This is a genomic window from Pedobacter flavus (genome assembly GCF_036324285.1).
Lineage (GTDB): Bacteria > Bacteroidota > Bacteroidia > Sphingobacteriales > Sphingobacteriaceae > Pedobacter > Pedobacter flavus.
Genome location: NZ_JAZDQU010000002.1, coordinates 21048 through 37245 on the forward strand (window position 1 = coordinate 21048; position 16198 = coordinate 37245).

The 16198-nt window shown below is 32.7% G+C and carries 12 protein-coding genes, 1 tRNA gene and 1 pseudogene; 7 read left to right on the forward strand and 7 right to left on the reverse strand.

The genetic code is table 11. The features are described 5' to 3' along the window. Nucleotides 1-196: 196 nt before the first annotated feature. Entirely contained in the window at nt 197-445 is a 249-nt protein-coding gene (locus VRU49_RS06015) for a GIY-YIG nuclease family protein (protein WP_330145897.1), read from the reverse strand. A gap of 43 nt (nt 446-488) precedes the next feature. Further along, nucleotides 489-562, reverse strand: a tRNA-Met gene (locus VRU49_RS06020). 277 nt (nt 563-839) lie between these two features. Here VRU49_RS06020 and VRU49_RS06025 point away from each other — a divergent pair. From VRU49_RS06025 to VRU49_RS06035, 3 genes are all read left to right on the forward strand, one after another. After that, nucleotides 840-1223 carry an START-like domain-containing protein gene (locus VRU49_RS06025; protein ID WP_330145898.1) on the forward strand — a complete coding sequence of 128 codons (384 nt, stop codon included), beginning with the start codon at nt 840-842 and terminating at the stop codon, nt 1221-1223. A 74-nt stretch (nt 1224-1297) separates the two neighbouring features. Next, the gene (locus tag VRU49_RS06030; RefSeq protein ID WP_330145899.1) at nt 1298-2719 is read left to right on the forward strand and encodes an LptF/LptG family permease; all 1422 of its coding nucleotides are present in this window, start codon (nt 1298-1300) and stop codon (nt 2717-2719) included. Nucleotides 2720-2806: 87 nt separating this feature from the next. Further along, the gene (locus tag VRU49_RS06035) at nt 2807-4018 is read left to right on the forward strand and encodes a bifunctional 3,4-dihydroxy-2-butanone-4-phosphate synthase/GTP cyclohydrolase II (protein ID WP_330145900.1); all 1212 of its coding nucleotides are present in this window, start codon (nt 2807-2809) and stop codon (nt 4016-4018) included. A gap of 21 nt (nt 4019-4039) precedes the next feature. Here VRU49_RS06035 and VRU49_RS06040 read toward each other — a convergent pair whose 3' ends face one another. Continuing rightward, nucleotides 4040-8449, reverse strand: a complete 4410-nt coding sequence (locus tag VRU49_RS06040; protein ID WP_330145901.1) for a translocation/assembly module TamB domain-containing protein — start codon at nt 8447-8449, stop codon at nt 4040-4042. Between the two features lie 64 nt (nt 8450-8513). On the opposite strand from VRU49_RS06040, the gene tsaD reads away from it, so the two are divergent. Both tsaD and VRU49_RS06050 read left to right on the forward strand, forming a co-directional pair. Beyond that, on the forward strand, nt 8514-9515 hold the full coding sequence (tsaD, locus tag VRU49_RS06045) for a tRNA (adenosine(37)-N6)-threonylcarbamoyltransferase complex transferase subunit TsaD (protein ID WP_330145902.1): 1002 nt from the start codon (nt 8514-8516) through the stop codon (nt 9513-9515). 12 nt (nt 9516-9527) lie between these two features. Then, nucleotides 9528-9734, forward strand: a complete 207-nt coding sequence (locus VRU49_RS06050) for a hypothetical protein (RefSeq protein ID WP_330145903.1) — start codon at nt 9528-9530, stop codon at nt 9732-9734. Nucleotides 9735-9801: 67 nt separating this feature from the next. Here the strand turns inward: VRU49_RS06050 and recA are convergent, their stop codons facing one another. From recA to VRU49_RS06070, 4 genes and pseudogenes are all read right to left on the reverse strand, one after another. Continuing rightward, entirely contained in the window at nt 9802-10824 is a 1023-nt protein-coding gene (gene recA / locus VRU49_RS06055; RefSeq protein WP_330145904.1) for a recombinase RecA, read from the reverse strand. Nucleotides 10825-11054: 230 nt separating this feature from the next. Beyond that, nucleotides 11055-11579 (reverse strand): annotated as a pseudogene (locus VRU49_RS06060) (endonuclease III domain-containing protein); the annotation flags it as partial. A gap of 62 nt (nt 11580-11641) precedes the next feature. Then, entirely contained in the window at nt 11642-11818 is a 177-nt protein-coding gene (locus VRU49_RS06065; RefSeq protein ID WP_330145906.1) for a hypothetical protein, read from the reverse strand. 111 nt (nt 11819-11929) lie between these two features. Further along, nucleotides 11930-12520: an RNA polymerase sigma factor gene (locus VRU49_RS06070; protein WP_330145907.1), complete on the reverse strand. Its 591-nt coding sequence runs from the start codon at nt 12518-12520 to the stop codon at nt 11930-11932. Between the two features lie 248 nt (nt 12521-12768). On the opposite strand from VRU49_RS06070, the gene uvrA reads away from it, so the two are divergent. Together uvrA and VRU49_RS06080 are read left to right on the forward strand one after the other, a co-directional pair. Further along, nucleotides 12769-15570: an excinuclease ABC subunit UvrA gene (uvrA, locus tag VRU49_RS06075; protein ID WP_330145908.1), complete on the forward strand. Its 2802-nt coding sequence runs from the start codon at nt 12769-12771 to the stop codon at nt 15568-15570. 6 nt (nt 15571-15576) lie between these two features. Continuing rightward, complete coding sequence (locus tag VRU49_RS06080) at nt 15577-16197, forward strand: LysE family transporter (RefSeq protein WP_330145909.1); 621 nt, start codon at nt 15577-15579, stop codon at nt 16195-16197. The last annotated feature ends 1 nt before the right edge of the window (nt 16198 follow it).

The following is a 16198-nucleotide window of genomic DNA, read 5'->3' on the forward strand; positions in this document are numbered from 1 at the left end:
TGTATATCCTATATAAATTTTTTTAAACTTAGAAGAGTAAAGTACATAAACTGTATACATAAAAAAATCCCTCAAGTAATTAAACAAAAGGGATGATTTTTAGTAGCGGGGAGCAGAATCGAACTGCAGTCCGCCAGCTGGCGGATATGAATCCTGCGCTCATGTCTTAAATTTACAATATTAATGGGTCTATTATTTACTTAGAATTAATAAGTTCCCAAATAAATAATCTCCCTTTAGCTGTTTTTAATTGTTTTTCCCTGATAATAGCCAAATTTTTAAGATCGAATATCTCAGTGTAAATCACATTCCATGGTCTGAATTTAGTAGTATATCCTTTATTTGCAATTAGATTATGAGATAATAACCTTTGTTGCAAGTTGCTTGTATATCCTATATAAATTTTTTTAAACTTAGAAGAGTAAAGTACATAAACTGTATACATAAAAAAATCCCTCAAGTAATTAAACAAAAGGGATGATTTTTAGTAGCGGGGAGCAGAATCGAACTGCCGACCTCAGGGTTATGAATCCTGCGCTCTAACCATCTGAGCTACCCCGCCTTTTTTTGGAGTTGCAAATATAGAAATAAGATTTAGATTTTAAAAAACCTTCATGATAATAATTAATAGTTTTTTACTTAAAATCTCTTATTTGAAGTTTTTTATTAAAACTGCTATTTCGTTGATAATTTATTATTCTCACAAAAAATCGTCTTTTTATACCATATTATAAACTGGTTTTCTATCAGATTTACAAAGAGTTGCAAATTTAGATTTAATTCACTTTCTTTAGGAATAAATCGTTCGATATGGCGGTTGGAATAAGAGCAAAGGAATAATGTCAGAAAAGAAAAAATTTAATTTAGAATACGCTTTGAGATCATCTCCACGTATTCTATTTAGCTTTATAAGCGAGCCTAATGGTTTAGCACAGTGGTTTGCAGATGATGTAAACGTAAGAGACCAAGTTTTTACTTTTACTTGGGATGGAGAAACTCAAAAAGCGAAACTGGTTTCGCTTAAAGAAAATAAATTGGTAAGATTTAAATGGGTAGACGACGATCCGCAGTACTTTTTTGAGATGGAAATCGTTCAGGATGAGCTAACCAACGATGTTGCACTCAATATCACCGATTTTGCTACCCCAGAAACTTTATCTGAAAGAATTTCAATTTGGGATAACCAAATCGACTATTTAATGAGTGTATTGGGTGGCGGATAGTATTTTACTAAAAATTTATATTTCATAAACTTCAAATTCAGTTCTGTTTGGCTTCTTTTTCTTAACTTTGAGTGTTGAAAAAGATTCATTTACTTATTATAAATGCTTTTATCAGGCCATTTATCGTCACTTTTTTGGTGGTGATGTTTATCCTGTTGATGTTTTTTTTATTTAAGTATGCCGATGATATTATTGGTAAAGGGTTTGAATGGTATGTTATTTTAGAACTGATGTTCTATTCGTCGGCAACAAATGTTGCGATGGCATTACCACTTTCAATTTTACTTTCTTCTATTATGACCTTTGGATCATTAGGAGAAAATTACGAATTGGTAGCCATAAAATCAGCAGGAATCTCTCTGAGGACGGCTATGATTCCTCTTTTTATTTTAATTCTTGCCATTTCGGTTTCTTCCTTTTTCTTTTCAGATTATATTTTACCTAAAGCCACTCAGAAATATGGGTCACTTCTTTACGACGTAAGGAATAAAAAGCTTTCATTTTTAATAAAGGAAGGTGTTTTTAATACCAGTATTCCAAATTATGCTATTAAAATTGATCGTAAAGATGAAAAGGCAGATTCATTGTTTGGGATTATGATTTATGATCATTCTGTAAATAATGGAATTTCTAGGATTATAATGGCCGAAAAGGGGAAGATGTATAAAACCGATGATGGCAATTATTTGATTTTAAAGCTAATTAATGGCATTCGGTACGAAGAAAGCAATGGTAGGTCGGGTTATGATCCTCGTCAGGTTTTCTCCAGAATGAGGTTTGCAGAAACGGAGCAAAATTTTGATTTTTCAAGTTTTCAGATGAGCCGTTCAAACGAGGAATCATTCGCTAATGTTACTGAAATGCTCAACCTTAAAGGACTTGAAAAGAAGCGAGATTCTTTAACCAAGGAATTAGATAGCGTTGTAAAAGCTAACAAAGTAAATGTTGAGAGTTATTATAAACAAACAACTATCGCTAAAGGTTATTCGAAAATTCCTTCCAAAACAATAGAGTTTAAAGATAATATTATAACGGAGCTTCCAAAAAATCAACGATTTGCAATTGCGCAGAATGCCTACCAGCAGGCTTCAAGTGTTAGACAAGTTGTGCTTAATCAATTAACGGATTTCGATTTAAGGATGAAAGATATTCTAAAAACAAAGATTGAATATCAGCGAAAATATACTTTATCGGTTTCCTGTTTGGTGCTTTTCTTTATTGGTGCTCCGTTGGGTGCAATTATTAGAAAAGGCGGTTTGGGCTTACCTGTGGTAATTTCTGTTTTATTTTTCCTGATTTATCATATCATTATAACAGTTTCTGAAAAATCTATTATGGATGGTGGATTAAGTGTTGGGTTGGGTATGTGGTTAGCTGCCATTATTTTATCGCCCGTTGGCGCATTCTTAACTTATAAAGCAAGTGTCGACTCAGCTTTATTTGATATAGATTATTACAAACAATTAATAGTAAGTAAATTTAAAAAGAAGGATTAATTTACAATCGTTACGTTGTAATGATGATGTAATTCAATATTTTAAAAGTGGTTGTGTACCTTTGCACCATCTTATCTAGATAAAAAAATGCAAATCGAATTGAATAAAATTGCTGATGCAATTGAAGATATAAAAGTTGGGAAAGTTGTAATTGTGGTTGACGATGAAGATCGCGAAAATGAAGGTGATTTTGTTGCTGCGGCAGAATATGCAACTCCAGAGGTTATAAACTTTATGGCTACTCATGGAAGAGGATTAATTTGTGCCTCTTTAACAGCTGAAAGATGTAAGGAATTAGACTTGAATTTAATGGTTGGAAACAATACAGCGGTTCATGAAACTAATTTTACGGTATCTATTGATTTAATTGGTCATGGATGTACTACAGGTATTTCGGCATCCGATAGATCTAAAACGGTTATGGCTTTAACTAATCCAGCAACTTTACCAGCTGATTTAGGTAGACCTGGTCATATTTTCCCGTTAAGAGCTCAAGAGGGAGGTGTTTTGAGAAGAGCTGGACATACCGAAGCTACTGTAGATTTGGCTCGTTTAGCCGGATTACAGCCAGCAGGTGTATTGGTTGAAATTCTTAAAGAAGATGGAGAAATGGCTCGTCTTCCAGATCTAATTGAGATAGCTAAACTACATAATCTTAAAATTGTATCCATTAAGGATTTAATAGCCTATAGGTTAGAAAAAGAATCTTTAATTAAGGAAGAAGTAACCGTTAATCTGCCAACAGAATGGGGAGATTTTAAAATGACTGCTTTTACTCAAGTAAATAATAAAGCGACTCATTTGGCGATTTTTAAAGGTACATGGGAAGAAAACGAACCTATTTTGGTTAGGGTACATAGTTCATGTGTTACAGGTGATATTTTTGGTTCATGCCGTTGCGATTGTGGTCCACAGTTACATAAATCTATGGAGATGATTCAAAAGGAGGGCAAAGGATTAATAGTATATATGAATCAAGAGGGTAGAGGCATTGGATTGATTAATAAGCTGAAATCTTATAATTTACAAGATGAAGGTTTTGATACAGTAGAAGCCAATTTAGAGCTTGGATTTAAAAGTGATGAGAGAGATTATGGTGTTGGAGCACAAATAATTAGAGCCCTAGGTGTTAGAAAGATGCGCTTGATGTCTAATAATCCTACAAAAAGAGCGGGTCTAATTGGCTATAATTTAGAAGTAGTGGAAAATATTCCGATAGAAATAGAAAGTAATCAACACAACGAATTTTATCTTAAAACAAAGCGAGATAAAATGGGACACCAGATTATGAAAGGATAAAATGATTACAAAAACCGAAATTTATTTCGGTTTTTGTTTTTTAAGCTCTGTTGGAGAAATTGTTGGTACTAACCTCGGAACTATGGGATCCGTTAATTTTCTTCGCTGATCTTTTTTATACTTGCCCGATATTTTATCCAGGAACTCCTTGAAATTATCAAACTGTTGGGTGTAAATTATTCCGAATGAAGTAACATTCGCATTTTGATCTATTCCGGGATTAGCAAATATATTCTGTTGGGTAGGCGGCTTATTGGCAAGTTTGCCAACTAAGGTACCATCTTTCTTAATTAAACCTAAAATCTCTACTTCTCTACCAATTGCTTTACTGTTTAAATCAAGTGGCGTGAAACTATTAGTTGTTCTGTTGTCAACAATACCTGCATTAATTACAATCCTATCGTTAAAGAAGTTAAAAGTAGCATTGGCCTCACTAAATGAGCGTACATTAATATCAACGAAGTTTAAGTTTAGTGAAGATAGGATATTGTTAAATTGATTAAAAAACAATTCTTGCGCAGTATTTTCTATTCCTGAAGTTAATTGTTTACCAATAGCTTCTTTCCCTGTTCCAGGAGCAAAACTTCTTCTAACAATTAAACTTACAGCCTGGACTTCTCTGTTTTGTTGGTCGCTAAAATAAACTTGAAATTCTTCCTTTACAGCGGGGTTGGCAGGGAAGAAAATGTCTAGTTTTATGTCGGGTTGTAATAGTGAACCCGATAAGCCCATTTCAACTTCTGTTAAAAGTGATGCATTGGCATTTGTTGTAGCTTCTCTGTTGGCAGCTGTATATAAATCGGTGAGATTTGCTCTTAAAGCATAAATAGCCTTTAAATTTATTTGTGCACCAGTTGGGTCGCCCGTCCAGCGGATGGTTCCACCTTGACGAATAGTAAATCGTTTGTTTATTACTTCTTGCGCTGTAAAATCAAAGTTTCCGCTTTCAATTATATAATCTCCTTTCATTTCAAAATCACCTAAACTATTAATGTTTAGTTCTAATTCTGCATTACCTCTTCCGCTCAAATTTCCGATTACTGTATAAATGTTTGCGGTGGTATTTGGATCAATTAATAATTTGAAATTTAGGGTCAACCCTTCAAAAGTCTGCTTTTTAACATTCTGAAGGGAATCTTTACTTACAAATCTGATAAAGTCTTTTTCTGAAACAGTTTCAGAGCTATTTAATGGAAGGTTAAATACGGTTCCTTTTTCAGTTTTGGCATTGATGTCTATATCCATTGCGCTGGTTGGTCCGCGAAATGTAAATCTTCCCGTAGCGTACGCTTTTCCAAAATAAATAGAGTTATCTCTAGATGTTGTGTTTAAAGCCATAAAATTATCAGCTTCAAGCTCTGCATCAATATAGGGGTCGTTTATATTGTTTAAATCAACTAATCCATTAGCAATTGCATAATGACCATCAGGGTCTACTAGTCTTACACCATCTAATTTAATTATACTGTTTTCTACACTTAATTTATCATTTAAGGTAATAGGTGTTTTTAAGTAATTAACGGTGAGCTGACCTTTGTCGAATGATATACTACCATCAATATCTGGTTTTTCGAACGGGCCTGTAACCTTTAAATCAGCACTTAATTCACCTTTTAAATTAGATACCAAGTTATTTAAGAAGGGTTCAATAATAGCAAGTTTACTTCGGTCTAAATCAATATCCACATCAAGCTGTTTTGTAGCTAAATCAACTAAACCCGTTGCGCTTAATGATTCCTTTCCAAAGTTTTCTACTTTGGTATAGATATTAATATGTTTTAATTCTCCATTGTAAGAAGAGGTATCTCTTAAATTTCCAATGAGATTATTGTTTAAAACTAATGAATCTATTGTGATATTGTCACTTATTTTGGGCGATTTAAATACTCCATAAATAGAAGTATTTCCGTTGAGGTTACCAGCCAATATTACCCCAAAATTTCGCGTAAATGGGTTAGCGGTTAGTAAATTGAAATTTTTAAATCCAACTTTTAATAAATCGGATTTATCGGCCGATAAAATTCCATTAAGGGTGAGCATTTGAGGCCCATTACTTAGTTCGAAATTATTAATTTCGGTTTTTCCTTCATTAAAATTAATCTGGACTTTGTCTTGTATTTTCCATTCTTCGCTATTAATTTTTACAATAGAAGGGAGAATACTAATTTTATAGATGTCGCCAAACTCCACCAATCCGTTTAAGTCTAATTGATTGTTTTCATCAATATTTGAAAGTTTAACGTTGAGTGCTAAGCTATCATTCCGTATTATATTGGAAATGTTGAGGTCTTTTAAAAACAAGCTGTCATTGAGCAAAATTTGACCTGATGTAATAACGGCTTGTAGTTCCGTAGGTGTAGTACTTTCGTCAATAATTATATCGTTTGCTGTAATATTGTCGTATTTCAACTTTTTAATAAAACCGTTTAGGGTGGCTGTATTATTTCTGGAGTCGAAATTGCCTATCAGTAAAGCTTGTTCTGGTATAGATAATGATGGATCTATGAGCTCTGCAATGGGCTCAAACTTTTTAACCCTAAGGTTGAATTGGAAAATTTGGGTATTGTGTTGGGCATTTTTAACCTTAATAGAAGGTACATAAGTTTTAGCTATGGCTTGATAATAATTAGCAATAGTATTTAAATCGTATTGTCCGGTTATACTCGCATCTAAAATATCTGATTTTATATTTAGGTTACGATCAATTCCGATTCCAGTAGCTTTTAACTGTACGCTATCTACCGTATAACTTCCTCTTAAATTGGTAAGTTTAACTTTGGATAATAAAAAATCTCCCTGAATATTATTTAAGTTTTTTCCTGAGAAGTTGGCACTTAGATCGGCATCAACCATTAAAGAATCTTTATAAACTTGCAGGGTTTTAAGTTTAGCTCCTCTAACATTAGCCTTGAAGTTAAAAACAGGTAATTCGGGATTTAAATTAACGCCACCTGTAAAGTTTAATTTGACATTTGGATCATTGATGTCTAAATTTCCATTGAAATTTTTCTTTTCAAATATGCCGTCGACTTTAACATTTGTATATCTATATCCGTTAAAGTCTAAATAATTAACATTACCTTCTAAAGACTCATATAATGAATTAAGTTCTATTCCTCTGCCTTTTATATTTAGTGTAGATGTAATTCTATTCAATAATGGTTCGTCTATCAATGAGCCGATATCAAAATCAAAAGTTTTAACATTTCCGGTATAAGAAGGAACGCCATTCTTATCAATTTTCATGTTAACATCGGAAACCAAACGACCTAACTTGGTTTTAAATTCACCAAATGCAACAAAATCGTTTTGAAAACCAGTGAAATTACCGTTAAAGTTTACATCACCAAATTTAGAAACGATATCAGGTATAACTTTAATATTGCTGCCAGTTGTATTTCCCAAAATTTCATCTAAATCTTGTTTGTTGGTTCCTGCCATTTCAATTTTCATATCAATGAAAGTTTCACTGATAACAGGTAAACCTTTTAAGGCAAGATCTCCTTTAATATAGGTTGCTTTTCCAGCTTTAATGGAGATTTTTCGGGCCTTAATATCATCTACAGTTCCAGAAACTGCACCATCTATATCAATATCTAGTTTCATTTTAGATAAATCTGATGCAAAGAATGCAATATCTGAAGAAGCTAAATATGAAGATTTAAAATTAACCTTCATTCTAACTTTATGTATGTAATCCTTAAAATCTTTAAATGATTTAAAACTCAGCTTCACATAATCACCAAGTTTACTTTTATTGGTTTCAAGTGTAAGGTTTTTTAATTCTATTGCATTCGAATCTATGGTTGTAGCGGCAGTAAGATTTCTTAAAATAAATCCACTTTTTTCTCTGAAACTTAAATTTTTGATTTGAGTTTTTACCAGATGATCTTTGGTGTCTAATCCTTCAAAAATTCCATTTAGATTAGTTAGTTCTACATCTTCGAAGTTTATGCCAGACATTATGGTATCTGGAAATTTGAAGTTTTTGTATTTAAAATTTAAATTATTTAAAATAACCCTATCAAATTCAATTTTAAAAGGTTCTTTTGTTTTTTTGGGTTTTTTAGGACTACCAGAATCAAAATAATTGATAATAAAATCTAAGTTGCTGGTATTGTCTTTATTTGTCTTCAGATAAATATTGCCATTATTTATTTGTACGGTATTTACATCAAGAATTCTTTTTTTAAGAGAGAATTGATTTATGTCGACAAGAAACTTAGGGGTATTTAATAGTGTATCTTTGTCAAGATCAAGTACCAACAAATCTTCTAATACTATAGATTTGAAAGGTTTTATGTAAAGACTTTTTATAGATATCGTGGTGTTTAATTCTTTGGAAAGGTATGCGGCAGCTTTTTTTGCAGCGTAAGTTTGTACAGATTTAAACTGTAATGAAAATATTATAACTGTGAATACTAGAATCACAGTTAATACCGCCCAAATGAATATTTTAAATAGTTTTTTAATAATTTTGTATCTTTAATTTACTATGAGTATTATCCTCGCAATTGAATCATCCTGTGATGAAACCTCTGTTTCTATTTGTAATAACGGCAAAATTACTGCCAATGTAATTGCAAATCAAACAATTCATCAAAATTATGGTGGTGTAATTCCGGAATTAGCTTCCAGAGTTCATCAACAAAATATTGTTCCGGCTGTTGAACAGGCATTATCTGATTCCAAAGTTAATAAAAAAGACATTGATGCAGTAGCATTTACTAGAGGTCCTGGATTATTAGGCTCTTTATTAGTTGGTGTTTCATTTGCAAAGGCATTTGCCTTGGCTCAAGATTTGCCATTGATAGCTGTAAATCACATGCATGCGCATATTTTAGCCCACTTTATTGGTGAAAAGAATCCTACTTTTCCTTTTATATGTTTAACTGTTTCGGGTGGACATACGCAATTGGTTTTGGTAAAGGATTTCAATAGTATGGAAATAATTGGCGAGACCATAGATGATGCTGCGGGTGAGGCATTTGATAAAACAGCGAAAATTTTGGATTTACCTTATCCAGGCGGGCCTATGATAGATAAATTTGCCAAAGAAGGGGATCTACTAAAATTTAAATTTGCTGTTCCAAAAATTGATGGGTTAAATTTTAGTTTTTCAGGGTTTAAGACTTCAATTTTATATTTTTTGAAATCAGAAATTGCTAAAAATCCGAATTTTATCACGGAGAATTTAAATGATTTATGTGCATCAGTTCAACATAATATCGTGAATATCCTTTTAAATAAACTAAAGAAGGCAGCTGATCAGTATAATATTAAAGAAATCGCAATTGCAGGTGGCGTTTCTGCAAATTCTGGTTTACGAGATGGATTAAATTCTATGGCTGCAGTAGAAGGTTGGGAAGTATATATTCCGGCTTTTGAGCATTGTACTGACAATGCGGCTATGGTTGCTATAACTGGTTATTATAAGTATCTTGCAGGGGATTTTGTAGATCAAACTATTACACCTGCAGCAAGAATGGAATTTTAATGTAGATTTTTTATGGGAACAATGAGTTATGTTTTTATGGGATTAATGGTTATTCCATTGGTTGCTTTTTTAATTTGGGTAGTAAAACAAGATAGGAAGAGATCTTATTTTGGATTAATTTTACTAGCCTTGGGAATAATTGCTGCTTCTTTTGTGATTATTAAGTACGATAGTAATTTTAGATTACCAGAAAATTTGCATCAAAAGGATAAAAAATAATAAATGAAATGCCCCTAATTTGATTTAACAACTTAGGGGCATTTTTATATAAAATAAGTTATAACGATTATTCTCCGCTCGTTAACTCTTCTAATTTCTCGCCGGTAACTTCAGCTCGTATTTTTGCTTCTATTTCATCTGCTAATTCTGGATTATCAGTTAACAATTGTTTTACCGCATCTCTACCTTGACCTAATTTAGTATCTCCGTAAGAGAACCAAGAGCCAGCTTTTTTAATGATATTAAAGTCAACTCCCAAATCTATAATTTCACCGTTCTTAGAAATTCCTTCGCCAAACATAATATCAAATTCAGCAATTCTAAAAGGAGGGGCAACTTTATTTTTTACGATTTTAACTTTAACTCTGTTTCCTGAAACTTCATCTGTATCCTTAATTTGCGATGTTCTACGAATATCTAAACGAACAGAAGCATAGAATTTTAAAGCATTTCCACCAGTTGTAGTTTCTGGATTTCCAAACATCACTCCAATTTTCTCTCTCAATTGGTTAATGAAAATACAGCAACATCCTGTTTTAGCAATTGTACCTGTTAATTTTCTTAGCGCCTGGCTCATTAATCTTGCTTGAAGCCCCATTCTGCTATCGCCCATTTCTCCTTCAATCTCAGCTTTTGGTACTAAAGCAGCTACTGAGTCGATCACAATTACATCTATCGCGCCAGAACGAATTAAATTATCAGCAATTTCTAAAGCTTGTTCTCCATTATCAGGTTGAGAAATTAATAGATTATCTGTATCTACACCTAATTTTTTAGCATAAAATTTATCGAAAGCATGCTCAGCATCTATAATTGCAGCCATGCCACCTGCTTTTTGTGCTTCTGCTATGATATGCGTTGCTAAAGTAGTTTTACCAGACGATTCTGGTCCGTAGATTTCAATAATTCTTCCCTTTGGAACCCCACCAATACCTAATGCAATATCTAAACTAATTGAACCTGTTGATATGGCTTCAATCTTTTCAACTGCATTATCACCTAGTTTCATAATGGTACCTTTACCATACGATTTTTCTAGTTTATCTAATGTTAACTGAAGTGCTTTTAATTTCTCTACGTTTGGATTCATATGCTAAATAATTTTTTATGATCGGCTAAATAATATACTAATATTTTTAGCAAATATACAATATGTTTTTAATTATACAAGTGTTTTTATTTTTTATTACTAATTGATTTAGTTTTTGTCAATTGAAGCTTGTTGTAAAACTTACAAATACTAGTTAAATGGCAAATATCACATTTTGGAGAACGGGCAACGCAAACATATCGCCCATGCAAAATTAACCAATGATGAGCTACATGTACATAATGTTCGGGTATGTATTTAACCAGATCTTTTTCTACAGCTAATGGTGTTTTACCATCACTTAATCCAATCCTTCTACTTACTCTAAATACATGTGTATCTACAGCCATAGCAGGAGCGTTATATACTACTGAGGCAATTACATTAGCTGTTTTTCTACCTACTCCAGGTAGTTTTTGTAAGTCGTTTATTTGTTCAGGTACTTTACTGTTAAAGTTATTGACCAGCATATTTGCCATACCAACCAAATGTTTTGCCTTATTATTTGGATAGCTTACTGTTCTTATATAATCGAATACTATATCTGAACTAACTTCTGCTAAACTTTCTGGTGTAGGAAATCTTTGAAATAAAGCGGGTGTTACTTGATTTATACGCTTGTCTGTACATTGTGCAGATAAAATTACTGCGATTAATAATTCAAAAGGATTATTGTAATGTAATTCGGTTTCAGCAAATGGTTGTGTCTTTGAGAAATGTTCTACAAAAAAGGAAAATCGGTCTTTTTTTCGCATCCCTAAAGATAGGTTTTAAAAGCAAAAGAAGCCTTTACATTTTGTAAAAGCTTCTTCAAATTTTAGTCCGATTTTTTACTAAAATCCAATATTTTCTCGATGGTTTCATCAGATGGATTTCGCATAAGTCGGTTTAATGGTTTTTTAATCGACTCGAAAAATAATTGATCCTGAATTGGGTCTGGGTCCAAAGTTTCTTCTTGTTCGATTAATAAATTGTTTGTAGAGGTTTTTATCATAAGCCTTTTATTTTACTTATTAATGTTAGAATAAAACGAACATTTAATTCATTTATTTTATTATTCTGTAAAAAAATAAAATTCTGTAAAATAAAAGTACCTGTCGCTTAATTATTTCTTAATCATGTTGTTAGATTCTTTTATTTTCATCATCTTTCTTAGGTTAGTTAAAGCATATCTCATTCTTCCCAATGCGGTATTTATGCTTACGCCTGTAATATCTGCAATGTCTTTAAAGCTTAAATCGCCATAATGGCGCATAATTAAAACTTCTTTCTGATCATCAGGTAAAAGATGTATTAAAGCCCTTAACTCGTTATTTTGTTGAGTTCTTAACAATTGATCTTCAATACTTTCTTCGTGTAGTTGGATGTAGTTAAGGATATCTGTCCCATCAGAACCGGTAATAATAGGATTTCTTTTTTCCTTTCTAAAATGGTCTATAACTAAATTATGAGCGATACGTAATACCCAAGGTAAAAATTTACCTTCTTCGTTATATCTGCCAGATTTTAGTGTTCTTATAACCTTTATAAAGGCTTCCTGAAAAATATCTTCGGCCAGGTAAGTGTCTTTTACCAATAAATAAATAGAGGTATAGATTCTAGATTTATGTCGTTTTAGTAATTCTTCAAGGGCAAATTCATTCCCATTGAGGTAATTAATTACCAATTCTTGATCGTTAATAGCGGTTAGTTTCATAGGAATTCCTATACTAAATTTTTTGATTAGAAAAATAATTAGTAAAAGTTTCTATCGATAGCTAATCTCCTGTCTTTTATAAAATTGGTTTGAATTATTGTGTGTATTAAAACCAAATTAAAGATTTTTAAAGTATATATCCAACTTATTAAATGTTAAATATTTTAAATTTTTAATATTCTGACACAAAAAAAAACTTATTATCAACTTAACAGCTTAATTTAGCGTAGAATTTAGCCAGGTTTTAGATGAATAAAATTTCCGATCAAGATCCACATAAAAATATATTGATTAAAGGGGCCAGAGTCCATAATTTAAAAAATATTGATGTTTCTATTCCCAAAAATAAATTGGTAGTAATAACAGGAATGTCGGGTTCTGGAAAATCATCGCTGGCATTTGATACATTATACGCAGAAGGCCAGCGTAGATATGTAGAAAGTTTATCGGCATATGCCCGCCAATTTATGGGGCGTATGAATAAGCCAGATGTAGATTATATAAAAGGAATAGCTCCTGCCATTGCAATAGAGCAAAAGGTAATAACCTCCAACCCACGTTCTACAGTGGGTACTTCGACCGAGATTTATGATTATTTAAAACTTTTATTTGCTAGGATTGGGGTTACTTATACGCCAGATACCAATCAAGTTGTAAAAAAAGATACAGTTTCTAATGTGGTAGATTTTGTGAAAAGTAAGGGTGATGGAGTTACTTCTACAATTTATTGTCCGCTTTTCCCTCATAACAATAGAACCATTAAGGAAGAACTGGCTGTTTTATTGCAAAAGGGCTTTATCCGAGTAAAATATAATAATCAAATTTTTAAAATTGAAGATATTTTAGAAGACAAGGATTTTAAAGATTTTGAGCTAAATGAGCACAATTTAGTGCAGATTTTGATAGATAGAATAGTTTTTTCGGACGATGAAGAAACGTTGAGTAGGCTGGCAGATTCTGTACAACTTGCATTTTTTGAAGGTAAGGGCGATTTATATATTGATGTGGAAGATTCTACTTTTCACTTCTGCGATAGGTTTGAATCGGATGGGGTAAGATATGAAGAGCCAACGCCTAATTTTTTCAGTTTTAACAATCCATACGGGGCTTGCAAGCGTTGCGAAGGTTATGGGAATGTAATTGGTATTGATGAAGATTTAGTTATTCCTGATAAGAGTAAAAGTGTTTACGATAATGCTATTGCTCCATGGCGTGGTGAAAAAATGCGTGATTATTTGACCAGGTTATTGCGCTCAGCTGATAAGTTTGATTTCCCAATTCACAGGCCATTTAAGGATCTTACTGAAAGTGAACAAAGGTTGTTGTGGACGGGAAATAAATATTTTACAGGCTTAGATGAGTTTTTTGTAGAACTAGAGCAGCAAACATATAAAATTCAGTATCGCGTGATGTTATCTAGATACAGAGGCAAAACGGTTTGTCCGGATTGTAAAGGATCTAGGTTACGCAAGGATGCTTCTTATGTTAAAATAAACGATAAAAGTATAATCGATATTGTTTTGATGCCAATATCTAGTTGTTTAGATTTTTTCGATAATTTGGAATTATCACCCACTCAACAGAAGATTGCATCTAGATTATTGTTAGAAATTAGAAATAGAATCTTGTTTTTAAATAATGTTGGCCTTGGTTATCTAACATTAAATAGGTTGTCTAATACTTTATCAGGCGGAGAAAGTCAACGAATAAATTTAGCTACTTCTTTAGGTAGTAGTTTAGTTGGTTCTATTTATGTTTTAGACGAACCGAGTATTGGTTTGCATCCCCGAGATACCCAAAAGTTAATTTCTGTTTTAACCGCTTTACGCGACGTCGGGAATTCTGTGTTGGTGGTAGAACATGAGGAGGAGATGATGCGTGCGGCAGATTATATAATTGATATAGGTCCTGAAGCGGGAACGCATGGTGGACAATTAGTTTTTAGTGGCGGCTTTGATGCTTTATTAAAATCTAAAGAGAGTTTAACAGGCGCATACCTTTCTGGAAGATTAAAAATTGAGACGCCTCAGAGCAGACGAAAATGGAAAGATCATATTTTTATTAAGGGTGCAAGAGAGAATAACTTAAAAAATATCGATGTAAAGTTTCCTTTAGGTGTATTTACTTGTGTTACCGGTGTTTCTGGTTCAGGAAAAACCAGTTTGGTAAAAAAGATATTGTATCCTGCTTTGCAAAAAGCGATCGGAAATTACAGTGGCGAGCAAACTGGAGCATTCGACGAGATTTTAGGGAATATAGACTTGGTCAGTCAGGTGGAGATGGTAGATCAAAACCCTATTGGAAGATCGTCGCGTTCTAATCCTGTTACGTATGTTAAGGCCTGGGATGATATAAGAGCATTGTTTTCTGCTCAAGCTGCTGCAAAAGCAAATGGATTGAAACCAGCTGCATTTTCTTTTAATGTTGAAGGAGGAAGATGTGATGTTTGTCAGGGAGAAGGAGAAGTTAAAATTGAAATGCAATTTATGGCGGATATATTTTTGCCATGTGAAACTTGCGAAGGAAAGAGATTTAAGCAACAGGTATTAGATGTAACTTACAAGGGTAAAAATGTTTCTGATATTTTAGATCTTACCATTGAGGAATCTGTTGAGTTTTTTAAGGATGAACCTAAAATTTTAGCCAAACTTAATCCTTTATTGGATGTTGGATTAGGTTATGTGCATTTGGGGCAGTCTAGCAATACCTTATCGGGAGGAGAGGCGCAACGTATAAAATTGGCTTCGTTTTTAATAAAGGGAAATCATACTCAAAAAACATTATTTATATTTGATGAGCCTACAACAGGATTACATTTTCACGATATTTTGAAACTGTTGAAGGCATTTAACACATTAATTGAGCAAGGAAATACGATTTTGGTAATAGAACATAATGTAGAGATGATTAAATCTGCGGACTGGGTAATTGATATTGGCCCTGAAGGAGGAAATAAAGGAGGTGAAATTGTATTTGAGGGAACTCCAGAAGAATTAGCAAAGTCGGGAAAAGGGTACACTTCTCAATTTTTAAAACCCCATTTAAGTTAATAAAGGATGTTGGTTTTAACATTTTTTCTTGGAGTAGTTTTAAATGCAATCGGTTATATTCCGCCAGGAAATATAAACTTAACTGTAGTTCAAATCACCATATCTAAAGGAATAAAGCAGGCTTATGCATTTATAATTGCTTTTTCTACAGTCGAAGTACTGTTTACATTTGCTATCATGCGGTTTGTACGCTGGTTAGAGAGTGAAATTCAATTTGGAAATGTCATCGATTTTCTAATGATCTTAATGTTTACCGTACTGGGTATCATTACGTTTAGAAGTAGAAAGAAATTGCCAAAGCCAGATACCAGTCATAAAGATAGTATAAAATATGGGGCATTTTTGGGCGCAGTAAATCCGATGCAAATTCCTTTTTGGTTGTTTGTGGGCACTTATTTAGTAACGCACGAATGGATAGAGATAACGTATCTATCGCTCATTATCTTTAGTTTGGGCTCTGGAATTGGAGCTGGTTTAGCGCTTTATGGTTTCGCTCATTTTGCGAAATTTATCCAAGAAAAATTTGAGTTGAGTAGTTATATTATAAGCAAGGCTATTGCCTATTTATTTTTTGCATTAGCCTTGTATCATATTGGGAAATTAATCTATATCTATTTTATAAAATAGG

What these genes read in the sequence shown, in the direction of transcription:
- VRU49_RS06015 (WP_330145897.1), bottom strand. Translation starts at nt 445, where the DNA reads ATGTATACAGTTTATGTACTTTACTCTTCTAAGTTTAAAAAAATTTAT.
- VRU49_RS06025 (WP_330145898.1), top strand. Translation starts at nt 840, where the DNA reads ATGTCAGAAAAGAAAAAATTTAATTTAGAATACGCTTTGAGATCATCT.
- VRU49_RS06035 (WP_330145900.1), top strand. Translation starts at nt 2,807, where the DNA reads ATGCAAATCGAATTGAATAAAATTGCTGATGCAATTGAAGATATAAAA.
- tsaD (WP_330145902.1), top strand. Translation starts at nt 8,514, where the DNA reads ATGAGTATTATCCTCGCAATTGAATCATCCTGTGATGAAACCTCTGTT.
- VRU49_RS06050 (WP_330145903.1), top strand. Translation starts at nt 9,528, where the DNA reads ATGGGAACAATGAGTTATGTTTTTATGGGATTAATGGTTATTCCATTG.
- recA (WP_330145904.1), bottom strand. Translation starts at nt 10,824, where the DNA reads ATGAATCCAAACGTAGAGAAATTAAAAGCACTTCAGTTAACATTAGAT.
- VRU49_RS06065 (WP_330145906.1), bottom strand. Translation starts at nt 11,818, where the DNA reads ATGATAAAAACCTCTACAAACAATTTATTAATCGAACAAGAAGAAACT.
- VRU49_RS06070 (WP_330145907.1), bottom strand. Translation starts at nt 12,520, where the DNA reads ATGAAACTAACCGCTATTAACGATCAAGAATTGGTAATTAATTACCTC.
- uvrA (WP_330145908.1), top strand. Translation starts at nt 12,769, where the DNA reads ATGAATAAAATTTCCGATCAAGATCCACATAAAAATATATTGATTAAA.
- VRU49_RS06080 (WP_330145909.1), top strand. Translation starts at nt 15,577, where the DNA reads ATGTTGGTTTTAACATTTTTTCTTGGAGTAGTTTTAAATGCAATCGGT.